At 42.8% G+C, this 23,542-nt stretch carries 19 protein-coding genes; 7 read left to right on the forward strand and 12 right to left on the reverse strand.

Annotated features, from left to right (window positions below):
* The first annotated feature begins 406 nt into the window (after positions 1-406).
* The 4 genes from QUA97_RS14080 (at position 407) to QUA97_RS14095 (ending at position 6,907) form a co-directional block, all read left to right on the forward strand.
* Positions 407-1,423 (forward strand): PRC-barrel domain-containing protein, encoded by a 1,017-nt coding sequence (locus tag QUA97_RS14080; protein ID WP_194070924.1) that lies wholly within the window; start codon positions 407-409, stop codon positions 1,421-1,423.
* 272 nt (positions 1,424-1,695) lie between these two features.
* Positions 1,696-2,718, forward strand: coding sequence for an SGNH/GDSL hydrolase family protein (locus QUA97_RS14085; RefSeq protein ID WP_333194947.1), 1,023 nt, complete (start codon positions 1,696-1,698; stop codon positions 2,716-2,718).
* 101 nt (positions 2,719-2,819) lie between these two features.
* Positions 2,820-4,970: a hypothetical protein gene (locus tag QUA97_RS14090; RefSeq protein ID WP_333194966.1), complete on the forward strand. Its 2,151-nt coding sequence runs from the start codon at positions 2,820-2,822 to the stop codon at positions 4,968-4,970.
* A 104-nt stretch (positions 4,971-5,074) separates the two neighbouring features.
* Complete coding sequence (locus tag QUA97_RS14095) at positions 5,075-6,907, forward strand: DUF6798 domain-containing protein (RefSeq protein ID WP_333194949.1); 1,833 nt, start codon at positions 5,075-5,077, stop codon at positions 6,905-6,907.
* A 165-nt stretch (positions 6,908-7,072) separates the two neighbouring features.
* Here QUA97_RS14095 and QUA97_RS14100 read toward each other — a convergent pair whose 3' ends face one another.
* From QUA97_RS14100 to rfbC, 4 genes are all read right to left on the reverse strand, one after another.
* Positions 7,073-8,047: a glycosyltransferase family 2 protein gene (locus QUA97_RS14100; protein WP_194067808.1), complete on the reverse strand. Its 975-nt coding sequence runs from the start codon at positions 8,045-8,047 to the stop codon at positions 7,073-7,075.
* 92 nt (positions 8,048-8,139) lie between these two features.
* Positions 8,140-9,918, reverse strand: a complete 1,779-nt coding sequence (locus tag QUA97_RS14105) for a hypothetical protein (protein WP_194067809.1) — start codon at positions 9,916-9,918, stop codon at positions 8,140-8,142.
* A 144-nt stretch (positions 9,919-10,062) separates the two neighbouring features.
* Positions 10,063-10,935: a dTDP-4-dehydrorhamnose reductase gene (gene rfbD, locus QUA97_RS14110; RefSeq protein ID WP_194067810.1), complete on the reverse strand. Its 873-nt coding sequence runs from the start codon at positions 10,933-10,935 to the stop codon at positions 10,063-10,065.
* Between the two features lie 2 nt (positions 10,936-10,937).
* Positions 10,938-11,483: a dTDP-4-dehydrorhamnose 3,5-epimerase gene (rfbC, locus tag QUA97_RS14115; RefSeq protein ID WP_194009709.1), complete on the reverse strand. Its 546-nt coding sequence runs from the start codon at positions 11,481-11,483 to the stop codon at positions 10,938-10,940.
* Positions 11,484-11,533: 50 nt separating this feature from the next.
* Between rfbC and QUA97_RS14120 the strand changes: the two genes are divergently transcribed.
* Together QUA97_RS14120 and QUA97_RS14125 are read left to right on the forward strand one after the other, a co-directional pair.
* A complete protein-coding gene (locus QUA97_RS14120) occupies positions 11,534-12,217 on the forward strand; it encodes a class I SAM-dependent methyltransferase (protein ID WP_194067811.1) in 684 nt (227 codons plus the stop codon).
* 188 nt (positions 12,218-12,405) lie between these two features.
* Positions 12,406-13,005, forward strand: coding sequence for a hypothetical protein (locus QUA97_RS14125; protein WP_228050018.1), 600 nt, complete (start codon positions 12,406-12,408; stop codon positions 13,003-13,005).
* Between the two features lie 203 nt (positions 13,006-13,208).
* On the opposite strand, the gene QUA97_RS14130 is transcribed toward QUA97_RS14125, so the two are convergent.
* The 4 genes from QUA97_RS14130 to QUA97_RS14145 form a co-directional block, all read right to left on the reverse strand.
* Entirely contained in the window at positions 13,209-13,382 is a 174-nt protein-coding gene (locus QUA97_RS14130; RefSeq protein WP_194067812.1) for a hypothetical protein, read from the reverse strand.
* A 59-nt stretch (positions 13,383-13,441) separates the two neighbouring features.
* A complete protein-coding gene (locus tag QUA97_RS14135) occupies positions 13,442-14,407 on the reverse strand; it encodes a lipase family protein (RefSeq protein ID WP_333194951.1) in 966 nt (321 codons plus the stop codon).
* A gap of 166 nt (positions 14,408-14,573) precedes the next feature.
* Entirely contained in the window at positions 14,574-16,019 is a 1,446-nt protein-coding gene (locus tag QUA97_RS14140; protein WP_333194952.1) for a hypothetical protein, read from the reverse strand.
* A gap of 63 nt (positions 16,020-16,082) precedes the next feature.
* Entirely contained in the window at positions 16,083-16,934 is an 852-nt protein-coding gene (locus QUA97_RS14145; protein WP_333194954.1) for a hypothetical protein, read from the reverse strand.
* Between the two features lie 214 nt (positions 16,935-17,148).
* Between QUA97_RS14145 and QUA97_RS14150 the strand changes: the two genes are divergently transcribed.
* A complete protein-coding gene (locus QUA97_RS14150; protein WP_333194955.1) occupies positions 17,149-17,634 on the forward strand; it encodes a helix-turn-helix transcriptional regulator in 486 nt (161 codons plus the stop codon).
* 123 nt (positions 17,635-17,757) lie between these two features.
* On the opposite strand, the gene QUA97_RS14155 is transcribed toward QUA97_RS14150, so the two are convergent.
* The 4 genes from QUA97_RS14155 to QUA97_RS14170 all read right to left on the reverse strand — a co-directional run bounded on the left by QUA97_RS14155 (position 17,758) and on the right by QUA97_RS14170 (position 23,521).
* Positions 17,758-18,822 (reverse strand): NAD-dependent epimerase/dehydratase family protein, encoded by a 1,065-nt coding sequence (locus tag QUA97_RS14155; protein WP_333194956.1) that lies wholly within the window; start codon positions 18,820-18,822, stop codon positions 17,758-17,760.
* Between the two features lie 48 nt (positions 18,823-18,870).
* Positions 18,871-19,671, reverse strand: a complete 801-nt coding sequence (locus tag QUA97_RS14160) for a glycosyltransferase family 2 protein (RefSeq protein WP_194009721.1) — start codon at positions 19,669-19,671, stop codon at positions 18,871-18,873.
* A gap of 3 nt (positions 19,672-19,674) precedes the next feature.
* Positions 19,675-21,351 carry a hypothetical protein gene (locus QUA97_RS14165; RefSeq protein ID WP_333194958.1) on the reverse strand — a complete coding sequence of 559 codons (1,677 nt, stop codon included), beginning with the start codon at positions 21,349-21,351 and terminating at the stop codon, positions 19,675-19,677.
* A gap of 163 nt (positions 21,352-21,514) precedes the next feature.
* Positions 21,515-23,521, reverse strand: a complete 2,007-nt coding sequence (locus QUA97_RS14170; protein ID WP_194009723.1) for a chromosome partitioning protein ParA — start codon at positions 23,519-23,521, stop codon at positions 21,515-21,517.
* Between the last annotated feature and the right edge of the window lie 21 nt (positions 23,522-23,542).

Consider the following 23,542-nt stretch of genomic DNA (forward strand, 5'->3'; position numbering starts at 1 on the left):
GTTGACACTCCTCGCCCGGTCGGTACGAGGATTCTTGGTTCACCGAGACCACTTAAACTAGATTCCTTGCAGTCTCTAGATCAGAGGTGGGACTCTCCCCAAGCGTTAATTAGGGTATGCCCTACCCTATTTGCTTTTGAGCAAGTCCTGTTTCAGTTTGAAGCAAATTCGCTTCAAATGCTGTGAGTCTAGCTCCTCTGAATCTTTTACCTACTGCGAGGTGGAGTAAGCGAAAAATGCAGTAGAACCGCTTAGATTCAATTTTCAAGGTTCAGCGCTTTGTCTTTCGACAGCTAGGTTTTTAGAGTGGTTGATTACCTTTCCACTACTACAAGCATACAGCAAAGCCGTGCTAGAAGCACGGGGTTTTAGACCCATTTTTATGATAAATCAGGATTAGAGTTAGATGACATCCGAACAAATTTGCCAACGCTCCGATATTCTCGGCACTCAAGTCATCACCCGCGACAGAGGTAAACGCTTGGGTGTAGTCAGTCAATTGTGGGTGGACATCGATCGGCGGGAAGTTGTGGCGATCGGTCTACGTGATAATATATTTGCGGTCGCTGGACTACCGAGGTTTATGTTCCTCAGCAATGTCAGCGAAATCGGCGACGTGCTGTTGGTGGAAGATGAAAGTGCGATCGAAGATGATGTTGATGTTGAAATCTACAGCATTTTGATTAACAGCGAAGTTATTACCGAAACCGGCGAACTTTTGGGTAGAGTGCGCGGCTTTAGGTTCGACCCCGAAGACGGTAAGTTAGTTTCTATCATCATCGCTTCCCTAGGAATCCCCCAAATCCCCGACCAAGTTCTGAGCACTTACGAGTTAGGGATTGAAGAAATTGTCAGCAGCGGCCCGAACCGCTTGATTGTGTTTGAAGGTTCTGAAGAAAGGCTCAGGCAGCTTAGCGTAGGTTTGCTAGAGCGCGTAGGTTTGGGCCAAGCACCTTGGGAACGCGAAGAGGACGAGCAAGGGTATTATCCGAAACCCGTTGCTACGGAATATCAATTAGGGCCGGGCGTGCGGATACCTGCACCGGAAATGCGTAGCAAGGTAGCTGCACCTGCATTGGAGGAAGTTCCTTGGGACGACGATTCGCAGTGGAACCGGCCGCCGGTGCGACAGCAGATGCGCGCAGTAGTACAACCCCAGTCGGCGATCGACGATTATGATGATTACGAAGAGGATAATTGGGGCGGCGAAGACGATTACGAGGAAGAAGAGTACGAACAAAAGCAGTACCTTCGCCCGGAGATTTCTCGCCCGAAGCAACCTGTGGTTGAGTACGAGTATGAAGATGATGTGGAGGCCGATGCTTGGGCTGACGATGAAGCGCCGAAGCCTTACAATGCTCCTCGGGTGAATATCCCTGAGAAAACTAAGACTCCTGAGTACGAGGAGGAACCTGGTTATTAGAACTCACCACAGAAGTAGTAACACACCGGTTAAAACTGGTGGCTACAGATACAGCAATCCTTGCAGGATTTACACATATCTAGGGGTAGTGGATGGTGCCGGCCTACCCCCATTTCTTCCTGGTAACGAGTAGCCACCATCTAATATCATGTTCGGTTGATTCTCATAACAAAAACCGTTCGTAGTGTGGACTTTAGTCCGCAACATGAAAGCGGACTTTAGTCCGCACTACGAACCTTAATGCAGTTAATCGATCGGACATAATATAAAACATGAAAAAAGGCAGACTCAAAAATTTTACATTCCGATTAATAACCTATCTAATTTTTCCAATATTTATATCTGCAACCACCGCTGAAATTGTCTTGCGAGTTGCCGGATACAAACCCTGGCAAATAGAAAATGTCGATGTGGCGGTGGAACCGAAAGGTAACTTTTTCACTAAAGATTCGCAACTCGGTTACAAGCATTTACCCGGAAAATTCAAAGTCACGCTTAACGGCAACTACTCATTTAACGCCACTCATCTCAATAATAGTTTAAGAATAACACACCCGCTCAACACCTACAATCAATCGTCAAACAAGCCGGAAATATGGATATTTGGCTGTTCTTTTACCTACGGTTGGTCATTGAATGACAGCGAAACTTATGCGTGGTTGTTACAAGAAAAATTACCTAAATATGAAATAGTAAATTTTGGCGTTAACGGCTACGGCACGCTGCACTCGTTTATTCAATTTAAAGAAGCACTAAAACAAGGAAATAAACCCAAAATTGCCGTAATTGCCTATGCCGGATTTCACGATAGGCGCAATACTTTATTGAGGGCGAGAAGCAAACAAATGGTTGCTTGGAATAAACTCGGCATTCTGTTGCAGCCCGATGCTAGGCTGAATGGAGAAAATAATTTTACCTACAGCATGAAAAAACTTGAATATCGCGAGTGGCCGCTGATGCGAGTTTCCGCCTTAGTAAATTTGCTGGAGGTTAATTACAATCAATTTGAGGAACAATTGTACAAAAGTCACGATGTTTCTAAGGCAATTATTGAAGAATTCAACCGGGTAGCTGAGGCTAATAATATTAAGTTAGTTGTTGCGGGAATTAATGCGGGTTCTGCTAAGATGTTGGATGAGTTAAGTCAGGATGGAATTGCGACAGTAGATATTTCGGTTGATTTGAAAGTACCGGGAAATAATAATTTACCCCATGATATTCATCCGAGTGCGACGGCGAACCGGCAATATGCGGAAAAGTTGAATAATTTTTTGCAAGGTACTGTTTTGAAGTGAGTTAATGAACCGCGAAGGCGCTGAGGGCGCGTTCGGCGAAGCCGTTCCCAAAGGGTAGGAATAAAGAGGAAGTTGAGGAGTTATTTGGGGTTGTTAGAGTGATGGGATTATTTGATTTAAAATTGAGTCGCAAGTTTCTGATTGATGGACTTTTTCTGTTTTTAGTTGTTCTGGTAACAGTTGGAGTAACGTCAATTTATGTATCTAGCGAACGTACTTTTTATTGGTGGGATTACGCGGGATACAACACGGCTACAGTCAATACGGCTAATTTATTTCGAGACTCGCCACAGAAAGCATTGGCTGGAGTTATAGAATCGCTGGCTAAGGAAAAAAACCTGTTAATTTCTCTGCCGTTAGTGCCGTTTATTCTGTTATTTGGTGACTCTCGATTGAGTTACATTCTCAGCATTTCGCTGATTTATGTGCTGCCTTTTCGCTTGTTGTTGGGAGCAATTTCTGCAAGGCTGATTCCAGTTTATCCGCAGCGGGTTTTTTGGTCAACTGTGCTGCTAAGTTTATTGATTCCGATGAGTTGGATTCCGACTTTGCGGGGATATTTGGATACTGGCGGCTGCGTATTTTTAGGGTTGGCAATTTGGGTTTATTTGCAGGATGTTAAGCTGAAATCTTGGTGGAAAGTTCCGTTAATTGGGGTTTGTCTGGCGGCGGCGATTCTGTTGCGGAGACATTTTGCTTATAGTGCGATCGCCTTTTTGGGTGCGGCTAGTTTACAGGCTTTGATAGAGTTTATCGTACAAATATACCGTAGAGATTCGGCCTTGCCATCTCCCTACCGAGATTTGGTTGAATCTGGGATCAAATTGGGTTTGATAGCTGGGACTACTTTTAGTGTTTTAATGTTGGTAGCGGGAGATTTTACTCGCAGTGCTCTGACAGTTAACTATCGCAATTTATATGTGGCTTGGAGTTTGCCGGTTGATGATATTTTAATTCGTTATGCGTCTTTTTACGGTTTGGGAACTTGGCTGTTGGTACTGATTGGTTTTTCGGCGGGGATTGTGACGCGGATTCTGGTTCCTAGGGCGACTATTTTTGTTTGTTTGTTTGGGGTTTTGTCGCTGGTTGAATGGTTGTTAATCTTGCGTTACGGCTACTTGCACTATACAATTCACGTTACACCGATCGCACTTTTGGGATTATCCGCATTTTTCTGGACAACTTGGCTGACACTTAAGGGAAAAGTCCGCTATTTGATGCTGGGCGCGGCGGCTTTTTACTTGATTGTGAATGCAGCCGTGGGGTTGATTCCTGTCAAGGTTGATTTGTCAAGACTGTTTGTGAGTAATTTTGGGCCGTTAGTGCGATCGGACTACGGCGAAGTTGTAAAATTAGTAGAGTTTCTGCGAAAATTAGCACCGGATGAAGAACCGATTTATATTGCAGGTGCTTCTAACAGTTTTAATGCTAATATTCTCAGACAAGCTAATCGCCAATTAAATCCGCCGGAGGGTTGGTGGAAGTTAAACACCATCGGGAGGCCGCAAATTGACTCCCGCGATAGTTACCCGCTACCGGAGTTGTTACAGGCGCAATATGCGGCGGTTGCTACACCTTTTCAGCAGGTGTTACCGACAGACGAACAAGTTTTGCGATCGCACGAGCAAGATGTTGTTAAAGTTATCTATGATGTCTTTACTCAAAACTGGGAAATTTCCCGCGATTTCCAGTTATTACCACAACAGTTTAAGTTAGAAAACGGCGTGACTGTCAGCATTTATCGGAGAATTCGTCCCACGGATACAGGCACAGCAGTTCGCACTTTATACGCGATGCAGCAACAAATAGTCGATCGACCGGGCGGGCAGTTAGATTGGATTAGTTTGCGTCAGTCAATTTACACAAGTGCCAATTATTCAGTCAGTCGAGAATCGGATAACCTATATAAAATTGTAACTCATCCCATTAAAAATAGCACGAAACTCGATACATCTTTTCTGTATTTAGGTGCTATTTCAGACAGGGCGCAAGTTACCGGCCAACTCACTTTACTTAACCAGCAATGTCCGGGAGTTGCCCTGCGCTTGACTTTGTGGGACAAACAAGGTAAGTTGATAGACTCTGCGAGGATGGAGTATGGTGGCAAAAGTGCGATCGATTTAAATCTATCTGTTGGCGGTAAAAATCCAATTTATTTGCTGCTTGAAGTATTGAGTAGCGACAAACAGGATTTAACAAACCAATGCCAGCTAGAAATTAACAATTTATCTGTAGGCAGCAAGCCTAAATAATATCATCTTCCTTCGATTGAAATGCAATTCTTGCTTAATCGATCGAGAGAGCACCAAAATCCAAACTGTCGAACCTAATATATGCTAAAAAAAATAAACTATTAATGCAGAACAATCAAAAATACCACAGGTATTTTAATCTATCTCTCTATACTTTTGTCATCATCGGTTCCCTGATGGCAACTGGCTACATTTTTCCCATTGGCGGCAATTTTCCCGAAGTGCCACCCATTGAATTTATGCTAAATCCTGAACTGTACAAAAACGATTATTACGTTCAGGAAATGGTTAAGTTTAATCCACGATATTACTATTATTATATCATCTATTTGCTAGCCAACTTCGGAACAAGCATTCCCCTAGCGCATTTTATTTATCAATTCCTAGCCTTCGGTTCATTTATCCTAGCCTGCTACGCAATTATCAAGATTTATACTGATTCCAAACTGCCCGCAGCAGCGATGGCTTTTTTATGTATAGCCGCTTCATTTACAGATGTTGGCAACACCCTGATATTTGCCACCAAATCAGTACCTAGTACCTTCGCGATGGCCTTCGCAATTTGGGGAATTTACTTTAGTTTGCGTCAAAAATGGTTGACAGGATATTTCTTTTTTGGACTAGCTTGTTTGTTGCAATTCTTAGTGGGTTTGCTACCAGGATTGATGATGGTTCCCGTTTTAATAATTGAATCCGTAAGACGGCGGAAGTTCAAAACATTGATTTTGTCGATCGCACTTTTAGCCACAATGGCAAGTATAGTATACGTACCCATGTTATTAACAGGTACTACGAGCACTCACACTATCGACAACGCCGAGTTTGTCTTCATTCACGCCAAAGTCCGCAATCCCCACCACATCCTCCCGTCAAGTTGGGCTGTCGGGAATTGGTTCAACTTTATCTGTTTTATTCTTGGCGGCTTGCTTTGCATCAAAAAAACAAATTTACTACCAAAAGAAGACAAAAAAAAAATTTACGTAATTCTCGGAACCTCAATTTTTGCACTGTTCCTAAATTACATATTTGTCGAACTTTACCCGCTGGCTTTTATTGCCAAACTACAACTAGCTAGAACTGTACCTTTTGCTCAAATAATTATATTTATTGCTGTTGCTTTGACGCTAGATGAAGTTGACCCACAAAAACAAGCACCTGTTAGCTTGCTAATACTCTCTGTAATGACTTTGCCTTTTCGAGGTATCATTTTCTTAGGATTAGCAGTTTGGCAAAATAAAAACTACATACTTCCCCAAAACTACAATATATTTTTGTGGATTTTGGCAGTAGGAACGTTTGTTTTTAGCTTAACATATCCGCTGACTGATTCATTGGAAATAATAGGCGATCGAATAATCACCATCCCAGTCTTTTTCTCAATCCTCGCTTTTCCATTCATCCTCCAAAAAACATCATTTGCTACATCTATAAAACAGACTATAACTCATATTTTAGCTTTGCTAGCTACTGCAATTTTAGTTCTGGGAGTAGCCGGAATTCTACCAAAACCCATATTAAATGTATTTCAAACAAGAATTAATATCAATGCCGTTCCCACCGACGATTTAAGCAGATTAGCGGTGCGATTTTCGCAAATTAGCAGCCCAGACGCACTCGTATTAATTCCACCATCAGTTACCAGTTTCCAATTTTTATCCCAAAGAGCGATTGTCGTCAACTTCAAGAACTTTCCTTTTACCGACCAAGGCATCAAACAGTGGAAAAATCGCATGGAAGCTATTTTAGGAGTTCCCTTAAACCCGCAAATGATTTGGGGAGGAAATGACTTATTCATCCGCCGCAGCAGTGCGGATTTAGTCAAAGTAGCCATAAACTATCATGCCGATTATATCCTGACTCGCAGCGATTGGCATCCAAATATTGACGGAGAAATAGTAGATAGACAAGGTAAATGGATACTGTTTAAAATTAGGTAATACTATTCCTCGAAATTTGAAATCAGATGATTCGGCGGTTTCAACTGCCGAATCATCTTCTAGTTGGCGCAGGCCAACTTTGTTTGTGTAGATGCGGTTTCAACCGCCGAATCTTATTTGCTGGGCGGTTTCTGGGCGGTTTCAACCGCCAAATCTTATTTGCGGTTAAACATCAAAACCCGAATCATCAATAATTTCACAAATCTGCTTATCCACATAATCAGCAGCCACATTCCGCGCAATCAACTCAGCCAAAATCCCTAAAGAAATCAACTGCACCGATAGAATTGTACACAAAATCCCAAAAAATAACAAAGGTCGATTCCCGATAGGCCCAAAACCCATCCCCGCCAAATTCAGAAACCAAATAACAATCAAATAACCAAGCGAAATACTTCCCACTAAGCCAAAAGACAATCCCAATCCCCCAAACAAATGACCCGGTTTGTGCAAATAGTGCGTTGTGGCTAACACCGTCAACAAATCAATAAAACCCCGCGCATAACGTTCCCAACCATAATTAGATTTTCCATGTTTTCGCGGATGGTGTTCGACGACTACTTCACCAATTTTAAAACCCAAATTATTTGCTAAAGCGGGAATGTAGCGGTGCAATTCCCCGTACAATTTAATCGACTGCAAAACTTCCCGGCGATAAGCTTTGAAACCGCAATTCATGTCGTGCATTTTTACCCCAGTCATCAAACACGCCACGGCATTAAACAGCTTGGAAGGTAAGGTTTTAGAAAGCGGGTCGTTCCGCTGTTTGCGCCAACCGGAAACTAAATCGAATCCCAATTCTAAACTATCTAAAAATTTGGGAATCTCGGCTGGGTTGTCCTGCAAATCGGCATCGAGAGTAAATATAATTCTCCCTGCTGCATTGCGAAATCCTGCTGAAAGTGCGGCGGATTTACCAAAGTTGCGGCGCATTTTTATGGCCTTAATTAGTTTGGGATGTTGGCTGGCTAAATCTGCAATTTCTCGCCAAGAAGCATCGCGACTGCCGTCGTCTATGAAAATGACTTCGTAACTGTCAATCTCTGCTTGGGACATGACAATTTTTATTTTTTCAAACAGCAATTTTAGGGTGGCTTCTTCGTTGTGAACGGGGATTACGAAACTGAGGTCTTTTGGCATAAAGCTATTCTATTTCATTTGTGTTGTAAATGAGATTTTTTTATTAACCGCAGAGGGCGCAGAGGGCGCAGAGAAGGAGAAAGAGAGGTGTTTTAGTTTTTATCGAGAACTTGGGAGTTTCGCAAAGCTACCCAGCCTTGACGGTTTTTAAATGAGGCATAGGCTGTCAATAATGTATCTGTTGGCGATGTTTGAACGTATCCTCTCCAAGCTGCAAATTGATAGGCTGTGCCAAACAATTTAACTAAGTCGGGACGCGGGAATCCTGACATTGCAAAACCTCGAACGACATTTTCTTGGTTGAGAATGGCAATACATTTTACATTATTTTCGGGGTCTCCTACCCAGCCAATTACTCTGGCGGCGGCGGGTGCGAGGGTAGTTAGTGTATCAAAATATCCGGGTACTCCGTCTTTGGGTGCTGAAAGTAAATTGGGCTCGATTTGTGTGTCTAATGCTGCACAGAAATTGTGTTTTTTGATGTTTCGATTGAATGGTACTAAGTTGTTATTTTTTAAAGCATCGATTAATCCGACAAATGCCGCCGGTTTGTTGCCTACTTTGTCTTTGATTAATGTTATGTCGGTGATGCCTAATTGCAATGAAAGTGATACTAATGGTTGATAGGTTGCTCTGCGGGCGATCGCCATTGCAGTTTCGCCTCCCACCCCGTACATTAAAATAACGGCGGCTGTGGTGACTGCAAACAGCGGTGTCAGCCAACGTTTTTGGATTCTCGGTGCCGACTGAAACTCCCGCACGCACAAGACTGCGAGAACAATTGTGCTCATCCAAAACAAGGCGGGGAGTGTCGCGTAGCGGGAAGCGGTGGCCTGTTCGATGCCAAATCCCGATCGGCTAACAGCGGCCATTAACGCCGTTTGTAGCGCGTACAATTGAATTGACAGCCAAGGCAGCCAATTTAGGCGCTCTACTTTTTTTACTAATAGCCAATAACTGATAAAACCCGTTACAGCAATCAAACCAATTATACCAAAAATTGATGCGATAATCACATCTTCGCTAAAAATTCCACCGAGATAAATAGGAATATATTCGAGAGCTTTGAGCGGGTTAACTTTAGTTAAAGAAGGGTGATTTGCTGGAGTTTTATAAGTTAAGAAATAAAGACCAACCACTGCAATCGAAGCACCGAAATACCAATAAGTTATTCGCCGAGGAAACTGCAGCACAACCGCAGCAGCACACAATATCGGCCACAAACCCAAAGGAGTGCTGTAACTAACACAGCCTAAAATTCCAAACACAATACTACCAATTACCCAGTTATTTGGTTTCCATCCCTCGTTTCCAGGCTCTGCAGGGGAATTAATATTCAGGGTTTGCGCCTCTTTTTTTTCTAACAAAAGCTTCGCATAAAATTGCAAACAAAATATTGAACAAATTACAAATAAATTAGCAATTATCCAGTGAACACCGCTGAATCCCCGCATCCAATTGTGAGCCGCCGCCGGTGTAAAACTAAAAATAGAAATGCTAAGGACAATTAATATAAACAGCAGAGGATCGCGCCTCAATTTTAATGGCAGCAAAGCAATTAGTACGTGGCACTGAATCAAAGCTAAAAACCAGGCAACTAAGCACAAACCAATATTTGAACCTTGGGTGACAGCGATATTCAAGGCATAGATAATTGCCGGAATGAAGACAAAATGCTCGTTTGCCCGAAATATCCAATTCAAAGGATTTGTCGAAAAACCATCTACTGAATAAAAATTCCATGTCATCCACCAATAATCAAAATTAGACAAGTCTCCCCCTTGCGATATCAGGTACAAAATATAGGAGGCTGGTATCAAAATCGCGATAACTGATGCCGCAATTAAAATAGATTTTTGTTGTAATTTCATGGATTTGGGGAAGATTTTTAATTGATGGGGTAGGTTTTGCTCAATAAAGTTCAGTTAAGCCAGATCCCCCTAGATGCTGTACAGCTTGCAACAGATAATTTATGAACAAAACCCGCCCTCGCGTTTTGAGGTTTACTCAGTTTTTTATTTGACTTCTTTTGCCAGCATTTGTCTGAGTTCTTGCCGCCAGTGGGGAGGATGCGCGCCCAAAAGTGCTGATATTTTTACCGTAGAGAGAACCGAAAAAGCGGGACGTTTTGCGGGTGTTGGATACTCGGCGGTAGTGATGGGAATTACGCGCTTAATTTTGAGGGGAAAGCCCAGTTTTTCTGCTTCTTCAAAAATGGCGATCGCAAAATCGTACCAACTACAAACACCGCTGTTAGTATAGTGGTAAGTTCCAAAAGTTTCTGGCCCTAGATTCGGGATAATTTGGGCAGTCGCAGCCCCCAAATCGGCCGTCCAAGTTGGACTTCCGATCTGATCTGCTACTACTCGAATCTCTTCTCTTTCCTTTCCCAACCTCAGCATAGTTTTGACAAAATTACCTTTGCCGCCGTTGCCGTAAACCCAGGCGGTTCTAATAATAATATGTCGGTTTCCCGCTTGCCGAATTGCTTCCTCGCCTGCTAATTTTGACTTGCCGTAAGTTCCCAGCGGGTTGGTAGAATCTGTTTCGAGATAAGCAGAACCGCTGCTGCCATCAAATACGTAATCGGTGGAAAATTGAATCAAAGTTGCTCCCAGTTTTTCGCATTCTTCTGCGAAAATTCCCGGTGCAATGCCGTTGACTGTTTGTGCTAATTCTGGTTCGCTTTCGGCTTTGTCTACCGCAGTATAAGCGCCGGAATTGATCACTAAATTGGGTTGGATTTCTGCCATTGCTTGGCGGATGGTTTCGGGTTGGGACAAATCGACGCGAGTGCGATCGACCGCAATAACCTCTCCTAAAGATAATAAAATCGACTGCAATTCTTGAGCTAGCTGTCCGCTGCCGCCTGCGAGTAAAATTTTCACGATTAAAACACTTGAGCTTTTTTCAACGTTTGTCCGGCTTTGTCTTTAGCTGATAAGATTGGTTGGGCACCATCTAGCGGCCAGTCGATCGCCAAATCCGGGTCATTCCATACAATACACCGTTCGTGTCCGGGTGCATAGTAATCTGTAGTTTTGTACAAAACTTCAGCAATGTCTGATACTACTAAAAAACCGTGAGCAAAACCTGCGGGTACCCAAAGTTGCCGTTTATTTTCTGCACTCAACAAACAGCCCACGGACTTCCCAAAAGTCGGCGAACTTTTTCTAATATCCACCGCTACGTCAAATATTTCGCCCGCAATTACCCGCAGCAATTTACCTTGAGGCTGCTGCATTTGGTAGTGCAAACCGCGCAGGACATTTTTAGAAGACTTGGAATGATTGTCTTGAACAAATTCTGTTGTTACGCCTGTTTTTTCTACGAAAGCTTGGTGATTGAAACTCTCGAAAAAGAAACCGCGATCGTCTCCAAAAATTTTCGGCTCAATTATCAAAACTTCCGGTATTTCGGTAGATATAACGTTCATAGTGGCCTGTATCGCGTGATAAACTCATACTTAGTCTATGGTATCTTACTATGAAAACTGACACATATCTCAAAAACTTGTACGCTAACCGATTTGATTCCCGCCAAATGCAAGCGAAGGTGGCACTCTGGAAAGTTCTAATTGATGAGTTTTTACAAGATTATGTTCCTCCAGAGTCAGCGGTTTTAGATATTGGCGGCGGATATTGCGAGTTTATCAATCAAATTCTGGCTGACCAAAAATGTTTGATTGACCTCAATCCCGATTCAAAGTTATTTGCCAATCCTGATGTAAAAATACTGAATGTTGATGTTTTAAACTGTGGAGATAAATCCGTTTTTGCCAAACAATTTGACCGGATATTTATCTCTAATTTTTTTGAACATCTCCGCAACAAAGAGGAACTTGTAGAAATTATCTCGTTTTGCTTTGATGCGCTGAAGCCCAGCGGCTCACTTTTGATAATTCAGCCTAATTTTAAATACTCTTACAAAGAATACTACGATTTTATCGATCATCAATTACCGATTACGCACTTATCGCTGCAAGAGCTTTTACAAACTGTGGGGTTTAAAGTTGAGGTGATGATACCGAGATTTTTACCGTTTTCAACGAAAGGGCGCCCGGCCTCACCGCTGCTGTTAAAAATTTACTTAAAATTGCCTTTTTTGTGGCGGTTTTTGGGAGGTCAAATGTTTGTCAAAGCATCGAAGCATAGTTATAATTTATATTGATCAGAGTCGGCGCTTGAAACCGCGTCTATACACACGAAGTCAGCCCGATCGGACTGAAGAAAGTACGATTCTCTGCGAGGGCTTCGCTAAGGCAATTCTCGACTCACTACCCAATTCAATTTTCTCTAAAATCTGTTAAAAACCAGATTTTTTTGAGCTTGGTAAGTCCATAATCAATTCAAAAATTAATGAATTATCGCAAGCTGATACCGCTAATATTCACAGCACTCATCCCAATTTATAGTGCAAATGCCCCCTCCGGCGCCCAAAGTATCCCAACGCAAAAACAAAACATCGCCCAATCGGAAACCAAAGACAATATACCGCGTCAAGCCGCCGTACCTGCATACTGTGCGCCTGATGAATACAAACAATTTTTTGAGAATTTCGTGAGGGGAAAAGACTATCAAGGGACGGATATGCGATCGACTTACACAGCAAATCGCATTGAAGTGCGGAATTATGAAAATCCCAGCCAACTGCTGGAAGTGATGCGCCGCCAAGACGATGAATTTAGTATTAGCTTGCGGGATTATCGTTGGGTGATGCTTGTCCCTTCTAGTGTCGATAATAGTCCTTATACCAGGCTAAAAATTGATTTGAGGCGCGTCTCTAAAGACAGGTTTCGAGTGGATTATATCAAGGCTCAATATAAGTACACTGGAAATACCACTGGTACGGAGTCAGAAGATTTAGTCAAAACCTATGGAGAACCGGGGGCTTATGTTTTTCAGCATCGTAATGGCTGCTGGAATTTGACGCAAAAATTGCGATCGACAAAGCAATAGAAAATTTCGTTTCTATCTAATATCTTGCACAATAGTCATAAACCGGGAATAGGAGCAAAAATTAAACGCCAAAACGTATATTTTTTGTTCATAAACCCGGTTTATTTAAGCTTATTGAGAATGGTGCAACATCTCAGTTTGAATCGCACTTGCCGAAAACGAAAACATGGATTTTCTACAAAGTGCGATCGCACACCGCCCCGTCAGGCTTTTAGCGTAGCTTGATCGGCATCCGTAAAACCCCTAACGCGCGCAATATTCATGCCCTCATAAGGTATGTCTATCAAAGTTTTGAAGCACTCACCGACAGAAAAACCGTCCGCTTGCTGCTGTGCGGAACTCCCAGAAGCGTCCGCCGTATCATTGACATCCTGCACGTCTTGGGTTTCGCGAAGATTGCGGAAGGTGCCCGCCTTTTGGCAAACATTTATTCTACCTACTTAATCCAAGGTGGAAGATTACCAAAATTCAGCCTTTCTACATATTTAATAGCGCGATGTTCTTGTAATGAGGCTTGAATCAAAGTTTGAACCAGCTTTCTCAATCTAGCCTTAACACCCGATTTTTCTTCATCTCCTTGGGTTTTAACTCGTAGCTGTGGCAGTAAAATTCTCGAAAACTGAACCCACTGCCAAATCTTACTGATGTCAGGTTCATCTAATTGACGGCATGAATAATCATTTTCTATAAGATACTCAGCCTCTAAATGGGAATAGTTAGAAAGTGTTTCTAACAAACCAGGTTTCCAGTTAGCGATCGCCCCTCGTAAACCTGGTATCCGCTTAATTGCAACGGCAATTATTTCTGGCAAGTGTGGGATGAAGTCCCCAGCATTACGAAATCTGTATAACGGCGTATCTAGTATGAATTCTTCGGTGCTGACTGGCGGTGCGCCAAAAGTGTAAGTTTCTAAAACATAAGGCTCAATTAGCTTCAAACCAGATTTTTGAAGCCGTTTGGTAATGAGTGTAGCTGCTGCGCCTCCCAAACTGTGTCCAGTAATAAAAACGTCTTTTCTGCTATTATATTCTCGCAATATAAACTCTTGCAATTGTTCCCAAAAACGCTCTACAAAAGTGTCAAATCCTGAATGAATGCCTTGTGAATTAGACTCTGCCAGTAAATTTAAAAAATAATCGTCTAGGTTTTCTGTTCCTCTAATGGCGATCGCAATCTCGTTGGGTGCAGACAAAGCCAAACCGCAGCAAGCAAAATCACTTGTTGAAATCAAGGCACGCGGCGCTTGAATAAACTCTATTGTTTCGTACTGACGGACTAAGGGTGAACATCCTGATTTGAGGATATCGCGCACAACTTCTAAGCCTTGGTTGTAGGCGACGTAGGTTAGTTGGGACAGACAGGCCATTTCGAGCGATCGCTGACGGTTCAGAGTGTGTTTCATGTTGATTTTTTGCAGATCAGGGCGATCGATCGCCTTTCTGGTTTCGAGGGAGAGAGGCGATTACTAGAATCTAAAATAAGATTGGGACGCAAATTAGCGAACAGTGCGAATCAGGATCGCTCGCCCTTGACAAACATTTGTTATACTAAGCAACTCAGGAATTCGATCAACTCAGCATAAAAGAGTCAAGCTCATCGACATTGTGAATAATCTTGGAATCAGAAACGCCATAAGCTTCAGCTAATTCGATACTAGCTTGCAATCTCAATTCAAGGTTTAAGTTAGAGTCAAAAGCTGCTTCCGCTAAGTTACCTAGTCGTTCATAGGTAGCAAGAAGATTAGCAACGGCTGTCTTGTAAGCTCGGTCAATTTTAGCGAGTGACTGTTGATAATATTGCTCCACTTGTCGAGCAATTTGAGTATCTTTTCCCAAGAATTGCTTACAGAAACCAGTCACGATTCTACCTGCGATCGCACCAATGACTGCGCCAACAACAGGAATCGGAATCAAAGCTTGTCCGACAGTAGCCCCAGCAGCAACAATGGCTGAATCAGCACAAGCAAATAAACTTAATTCAACGAATTGATCGGCACTAATTTCCCCTCGATTCAAACTACCCACTAAACTAGCAACTTCCAAGCCTGCACTAACAAAAGCACCAGCTAAAGGTGCAGACATTTGGGTAAAATTGGTTAACCCATAAATAGCTGTTGCCGATATACCAGTGAGCGCTGCTCCTTTTACGGTATCAAGTCCAACCTCTTGCCAATCTTCAAGGGTTAACTCGCCCTTAAAAACGTTTTTACCTTGCTTATGCTTAGCGTAAAGCTTAGTAGCAAACCGAATGCTACCTCCGATAACCGCGCCTTTAACAGCAACATGACCAAAATCCGCCAGAGTAGGTTGAGCGTCGTCGCGTATCCCATCCTTAATTTGTTTGTTTTCTTGCTTTAATTCATGCTCTTTGCGCTCTAGCGTTTCGTCAACTTTGCCTATTTGCACATCTTCATAGTTAGATGATGCAGATTTGACAGTATGACTGAAAGGACGACCAGACATTTGCTCTATTTCTTGAGCTTTTTCTTGTATTCTTTGAGCGGTACGGCTTGTTATTCCCTCGACTTGTTCCCCTTTCAATATTTTATCAATAGTCTCATATTGGTTTTTAGGAATATGGTAATATGACCCATCTCTGCCAAAGTTTTCGTATTTCTTCATGTGGTCGAGAACGTGGTCTAAATTATTTCCCATCCCATTTACAAATTTAGACTGTACCTTAACCCCATCAATTAAATAATCTTCTGGTGCTGTTCTACCCACTCCCTCAAAAGTAGCGCGAGTTTCACAGGAGTTCAAAAGAGATTTTGCATTGCGAATACCAACTTCCACTTGCTCAGCTATTTCACCGTGTTTTGTGCTTGTGTTTCCCAGAATTTTTTCGGGGCTACCTACAAAATCACGAACTTTATCAATCTCCCCGACCGCTGCAAAAAAAACTAGGTCTTGTTTACTGAGTTCCGTTACAAGCTGTTCTGCATGGCGCAGATTTTCCTCTGCTACTATTGCAGCAACGAATTGAGTTGTTAGATGTCTATCTTCTGTTTTTTCCATATTTAAAAAATTGCAGCATTGCTCCCCAATTGCTAGAAAACAATGCTGCACTCCAAATTTTAATTACATTTTCAGGTCTACGGTCTTTTTAAGCGACTTGCTCAGCGCTTCAATGGAATTGATTAAACTCGCTATTCTTTGTTTGAGAGATTGACTAAAATCCAGATAATTCAAAGGTGCATTCTTCTTAAAGAATTGCAGTTCACTTTGAATCAAGTTAGCTAGTTTGACGGTTTCCTCTTTCAGAAAGTTTACTTCTTTCTTGGTTATGTTGACTTTAGCTGTATCACCTTCAATTTCTATAGCGCGTTTGTTGGCTTCGTCACCAATTTTCTCATTCTCGTTACTTTTCCACAAAGCACTACCAGCCAAAGCTACACCACCAATCCCCCAGCCAATGGGCCCTGCTAGTGCCAGCAGCGCATTTCCAGCCACCATACCGCCACCACCCACAGTAAGAGCGCCACCTCCTAACCAAGCTAAAGCCGCATTCACAGCCGCCGCACCGGAAAGGGAAGCAATCGCAGTACCCGTTGAGGCTGTTCCGAAAGTTGTGGCAATTGCCATCGCTGCTGTGGGCCCCAAAAGGGCAACTCCTGCTCCTGCCATGACTCCTGCACCACCTGCTGCGGCTACATTGCTGTTATGAGCCGAATAAATTAGATCCCAATCTTCGCCAGTAATTTCCTTGAGCTGAAACTTCAGTTTTGTAACGACTTTGCTAAACTCTTTTGGCGAGTTTGCCAACGTGTTAATGTAATTTTCGCATAATTGGATAATCTCAACCCCACGATTGACTCGCGTTTGATAAAGACTTCCAGCGGCATTTTGTAAATACTCACAATCTCTTTGGTATTTTTCTACTGCACGGCGCAGTTTCTCTTGTGCCTCTTTTTTGTATTCGTGGTTGAACATTTACTTGTAAATCCCTAATAATGAGGAGTTTGCCTTAATAACTCTGTCCAGCACAAAAGGACATCCCTAAAGAAGTGAGCCTTCCCGTGACAGCCAGAGATGAAGTATGAGACTGCTTTATATTAAGATAACTTAACCAAGGTTAGCCACGAAACTAATAAGCATTAGGAATCGTGTTAGAGTTTAATTAGGAAAACTCCAGAAACCTATCCCCATGACATCTCCTAACGAACAATTCACAGAAGCTGCCCGCGACTGGGACTTAGAAACCCTTTATACAGACCTCGCATCCGCCAAAGGCAAGCGTCTCACGCCCACAGAGAAACAACATCTACGCGGTCTACTCTGCGGCCACAGTCCCACCGAAATTGCCGAAACCCTCAGTAAAAACCCCAAAGGGATTGCCGTAGACTTCTGTAATACTTTATACCAATATGTAAAAAATCTTGTAGGTAAAGCTGATGAAAAGGTAGAAAACTGGAGGAAGATTTGTGAATGGCTGGAAGACGCAGGATATAAAACTCAGTCGTCTCCCGAACCTGAATCAGGCGATTGTTTATCCGCAAAAATTATAATAAAAAAAGCAAATGTAGTTCTTGATAAAAATCAAATAATAGTTGATATTAACCTGCGGATAATAGCCTCTTCACCTTCAGAAATTCCCATCATCGAAAACCTCGACCTCAACGGCAATAATTAATACTGCCGAAAATGGCGTTACACCCGAAGGGATGAAACAGGACAGGGAACTGCCGTTTCCTTAGCGCAGAATAAATGGTTTTATTACCAAATTCCACAAAACATCTGCGGTGCAAAAAAATCCCTACAAAATCGAACTCAAAATCGCCTCATTAGCCGCAATCCAATCATAAATATCCTGCAAAGCTGCTTCGGGGCCAATAACAGGCCGCCATCCAGTTTTCTCCATCACCCTAGAAGAATCGGTAATAAAAATCGGAATATCCCCCGCGCGTTCTTCCAAAACAGGATGAATCGGAATCGATTTCCCGGTAATTTTTTGGCACAAATCAGTTGTCTCAACCAAAGAAAGACTGTTTCTAAAACCACCGCCTACATTAAAAACTTCGCCGTCAAATTTAGCAAAATTTTCTAACTGATAATTAACTAACCTCAACAAATCTTCAACGTGTAGCAAATCCCTAACTTGCTTCCCGCTGCCGCCAAAACCGATATAATTCAGCGACTTTTGGAAATAGTGAGCAGCCACCCACAAACCGCAAACTCCTTGATCGACTTTACCCATTTGCCAAGCACCGGTAATTAACCCGCAGCGGTTAATAATTGCTTGCAGGTTGTATGCTTCCCTGTATTCCTCAATCAGCAATTCCGATGCTAATTTAGTTGCTCCGTAAAGCGAACGGTGTCCTTTTAATGGGAAGTCTTCTGATATGCCTAATTCGGATATACCGGGTAATGTTTGCTCCGGGGCGATCGCAAATCTCTCATCCAACTCCAACAGCTTAACAGATTTCACGCTGGCGATCGGATAAACCCGACTCGTAGACAAAAACAGCAAACTCGCACCAGTCTGTCTCGCCAACTCCAAAACATTCACAGTACCCAATAAATTCGTCTGCAAAACATACTGAGGCGAACTAAAACCAGCCAATACCGAAGGTTCCGCAGCGCAATCGATAATGCAGTCAGGGTTGAGTGCAACTGGATCTAAGTCTGCCGCCGTGCGAATATCCCCGTAAACAAACTGAATCCCGCAACTTTTAAGCCTCGGAATATTCAATTCCGAACCCCGGCGGCGCAGGTTATCCAAACAAATTATTTGCCATTCCGGGTGCAGTTTCTTCAGGCCAATTGCCAAACAACTGCCGATAAAACCCGCACCGCCAACAATTAAAATTCTTTCAGGCATTAACTAAAATTATTGCTAAAATATGGTTCGCAGTAAGGACTTCAGTCTTTATTCGTTCGTAGTAAGGGCTTCTGTCCTTGACTTGGCCAATAAATCTAATTTCAACTCATTCATCTTTCTAGTCCTGTGGTAGTCGCCGCGAGAGAGATGTTTTTCCAGCCAGACATACAAGACAATAAATAAATACCGGCTACCCATTTCTTTAATTTTCAGCTTAGAAATACCAGCAGTCCGATTGTACCACCTCAGAGGAATTACCGCATAGGAAAAACCCCGGACAATGGCTTTTAAAGGCAGTTCGACAGTTAAATTAAAATGATGGCTTAAAATCGGCTGCACGCCTTCAATCACTTCTCGGCGGTAGAGTTTAAAAGCATTGGTAACATCGTTGTAGCGCCAGCCAAAAATAGTTTTGACAAACCAGTTTGCTAAGCGGTTAATTGCTAACTTATGAATTGGATAGTCAACGACAAAGCCACCTTTGATAAATCGGGAACCGAAAACGCAGTCATATCCTGCTTGCAATTTGCGGTATCCTGCTACTAAATCCTTCGGATCGTCGGAAGCATCTGCCATCACAATTGCGACAGCATCGCCGTCAAATTCCGCTAAACCTCGTCGCACGGCAAATCCAAAACCGTTGGGAGGCTGATTGTTGATGTATCTAACTGTGGGAAATTCCCGCGATAATTCCTGGCAAATGTCAATTGTTCGATCGACACTGTTGTCATTCACAATCAAAATTTCGTGCGGAATGCCTTCTAAATCGAGCGTCTGGGCGATCGCCCGCACAGTACCTTCCAAACAGCCCTCTTCGTTGTGGGCTGGTACAATCACCGAAATTTTCACTCCTCATCCTCCGCGCAACTGGACAAATTGGTTGTCCACAGGATTATACACCCAAGCTTTAATTTCAGTTTGGGCGATCGACAAATCGCGATCGGACAAATCAACCGCCCACCTCGCATTATTGTACAACTGCGATTGCAAAATCTTAGCAATATCGGGACTGTCCAAATTTACATAAGCGTTAGCAAAAAAAGATTGTTTGTCGCCGACAGATAGCAGTACAATCTTAGGCTGTTGCAAATTTTCTGGCAAAACTGCCCAACCAGCAGCCTTGAAAGATTTTTCGCCCGTTGGGGGTTTGTCTAAATAGCCGTAAACTTTCTCTGGATTAGCAATAAATTCTACATTTTTAGCGAACTTTTTCCAACCTATTCGATCGAGAATTGCAGCGCCTTCTCTCACCAGCCAAGTTTTTTTGCTGAGCACCCTCAAACAGCTTTCTGGCGAATTCTTGAAAAACTCCGACGGTTCCAAATAGTTAATTAATTGCAAACAATTTTGAGCGCCTTGTTTGTAAAGGAGTGCCGAGCTAGTTTGGGCGATCGCCTGCTGAGAGTTAACAATAATTATAGCAATTAACAGCCCTGCTAATCCCCGATAAATAAATTTATAGTTGCGATTTATGATAGCAATCTTACCTCGGACAAACAATTGCCCTAACTGAACCAAAGCAATCAACAGCAAAATCGAATTAGTCGTATATCTCGAAGATTCGATCGCCTGAACCGCCCCAAATTCTGCCCTACCAGCGGTAATAAACAAAGACGACAACACCGAAAACAAACCTATTAACACCCAAGGCAAAGCCTCACGATTCTCGGTAATCTTTCTCCCAAAATGCCCTACAAAAAATATAAAACTTGCGAATATTACCAATCCTACCAATGCCGAAACTCCGGGCGATCGCACAATTGGCGAACCCAACAAACTTAAAAAATAATCAATCACCACCAGCGGCTTATTCAACAATGAAATAATACTTGTTTTCCGGCTCGGATGATAATCTATTGAGTAAATAGCACAAGTTGCCACAAACAGCAACATCCATACAATTAATCTGATTTTTTTATGTAATCTTTTTCCTTCTAAAGCCATCATAGCCGGAATCGCCACCAACCAAGAAAGCAAACCTTGAGCCAGGGAAAAACTAGCAATAAAGCAGAATAGAGCAGCAAGAGATATTCTAATTTTAGGCGAAAACTTGTTATTTGAAACCAGCACAATAACCGCTGATACAAAACACAAATTTACCAAAAACCAGGCTAATTGAAATCCCCAAAGCCAGTTTTCGTGCTGAACCAGGGAGAACACCAAAATACAAGTTAAAATATTAGCTAAATGCCACAAATTATCTCCATTTTTAGCTTGTAGAGAAGATAACTTGTAGGTGGCGATAAAAGTTAGCCCCGCCAAACCTATACTGAGACACAATTGATAATTAATATTCCATCTAGAAGCAAAAGCCAGCAGCGAAATAATTATTTTCGGGAACACTATGCGGTGGTTGCTGTGCAAAGCCCAAAAATCGTTAAAAGTTATATTTCCCTGAGCGATTTTTTCAAAGAAGGGGGCTAATCTCCACTCGTCATCGATGGGAACGTTGATGCTAAAATGCGCTACAAATCCGATTAATAAAACAACAGGAATTAGGTATAGACTAAATAAAATATTTTTTTTCATTAACATCAAATCCGGTAGCATCGGAAGTGTAAAATCCAGTCATCAGCTTTTCGACTGACAATTAACAGTCAACAGTCAACAGTCAACCGTCAACAGTCAACCGTCAACAGTCAACCGTCAACAGTCAACCGTCAACCGTCAACCGTCAACCGTCAACTGCTCGCTACTTAACAGTCTTGAACGTATCCAGTTTGCCAGTAAATCGGTTGATAAACATCTGCAAAACAGTCCGCTTGCCGATATTGATATTAGAACTTACAGCCATTCCCGACTGCAAGTTAACTTCCTGTTGATTTGGCTTGTTCTTGTTCAAAACAAACTTTTGATTCTTGAGCTTGATTTTGGTTTTGAAAGAGTAGTATTTCCGCAATTCGGTAGGAGGCTCAGCATCCTTGCTAATCTCTTTCACTTCACCCTCAGCAGTACCAAATTCCAAGGCCGGGAAAGCTTCAACATTGACTTCTACAGGCACGCAGGCGTATTTCGTCAGACCCAATTTCTCTCTGTTAACTTCCTTCTCTGGACAAACGCAGCTTTTACCTTTTTCGCAATCAATCTTTTCTCCATCTAATTGTTTGCCATGATACGGCTCCAATTTCTCGCGCTTCTGTCTCATGGCATCCAATACCAGAGCTACGTTGCTGTTTTCGAGGTAAACAACTGCTTCCAAACCGTTTTCGTCATCCAAAACCTTGAGTAGCTTTTCAGTTTGCTGCGCTTCGTAATAAGCTTCTTCGCAGCGTTTCGGGCGGGGATCCCCAGGCTTTACCACTGAGTTAATGATGGATTGGCAAATCGGATCTTTCGCTATATCCAACTTCGCATCCTGCTTCTTAGAAGGTTTCAAATCAAAGATTACCCCCGAGACTGGAGACTTCAGCACTTGAGTATCGCGGTTTTGCTGCGCTTTTTCTAGCTGAGCATTTACCTCAGACAGCTTTTTGAGGTTTTCTACTTTTAAGCGGCTAAGCTGAGAATCGCTGCTGGCAATTTGTTTCTGGTTTTCAGCAATTTTGGTGTACAGTTCTCTAGCCCAGGCATCCTTAGTGTTTTTTAACTGTTCTTCGGCGCGGGCTATAGACTCCTGAATTCGCGCTTGTTCTCCTTGCTGGCGCTCTATTTCTGCGGCAATTTTTTCGATGTCACCTTGACGGGCGTTAATTTCACCCCGGCGGGTATTGAGTTCGCCTCGGCGCGTGTTAATTTCGCCTTTGCGGGAGTTGATTTCACCTTCGCGCTGCTTGATTTGATCTTGCTGTTTGAGAACGTCGCTTTGGCCTCTGAAAACATCTTGTTCTTGCTTTTCTTTTTGCAGTTCGGCGATCGCTCCTTGCTCTACCAGCGGGCCTAATCTGCCCAGAATGGCTTGATTAGACTTCAAGACTTGTTGGGATTTTGCTAACTGTTCGTCAGCCAAATCTTTTTGAGCTAGGGCTGATTTGACTTGCTCTTGCGAAGAAGCTAACTGCTGTTGAGAATAATTTAATTGGTTCTGAGCAAAGCCCAATTGTTGCTGTGCGACGGTCATTTGAGCGCCGGCAGCTTTTTCAGCATTCTCAGCTTGCTTCAGTTGTTTGTCCAACTCCTGAACTTGACCTTGGGCTGCGGCTACGCGAGAGAGAAATTCCGATCGATAATTAACATACAGTCCTTGCTGACTGGCATCAAAATTTCCGCTCGATCCCCTGTTGAGGTACAGCTCGTCAATCAGAGCTTGCAGCACTTGATTTTGTGCCACGAGGCTCTGTCTGTCCTTGATTGTGGATTCTAAATTAGAAGGAATCGGGCCTTGAACTTTGCCGTTAACAACATCTTCGTAAAATTTATTTTCTTTTTCCAGGGCCTCTTTAGTTTTCTGGACCGACGTTAAATCTGCAGCGGGTGCTAGGGGGTTGAAAGTGAGCAGAGGCTGGTTTTTTTCCACGCGATCGCCATTTTCAACGTGAAGTCTCACCACCGCCCCTGTAGCGGGTGCTTGGATGTCTCTAGCACCATCTTTTAGTTCCAATTGGCCGACAGCCGGGACAGCTTGCTCTACGCTAGCAAAATAAGCCCAAACCACACCGGAAGTGGTCATCAGCATGATCATCCACAAAAACAAGTGGGACCAAATCGCTGGTTTTTCTAGAATGATTGGTTGCTCAGAAAGCGTGATCGATTTCATAGCCATTTGTTACTTCCCAATTATTAA

This window comes from Microcoleus sp. CZ3-B2 (genome assembly GCF_036705055.1).
GTDB lineage: Bacteria > Cyanobacteriota > Cyanobacteriia > Cyanobacteriales > Microcoleaceae > Microcoleus.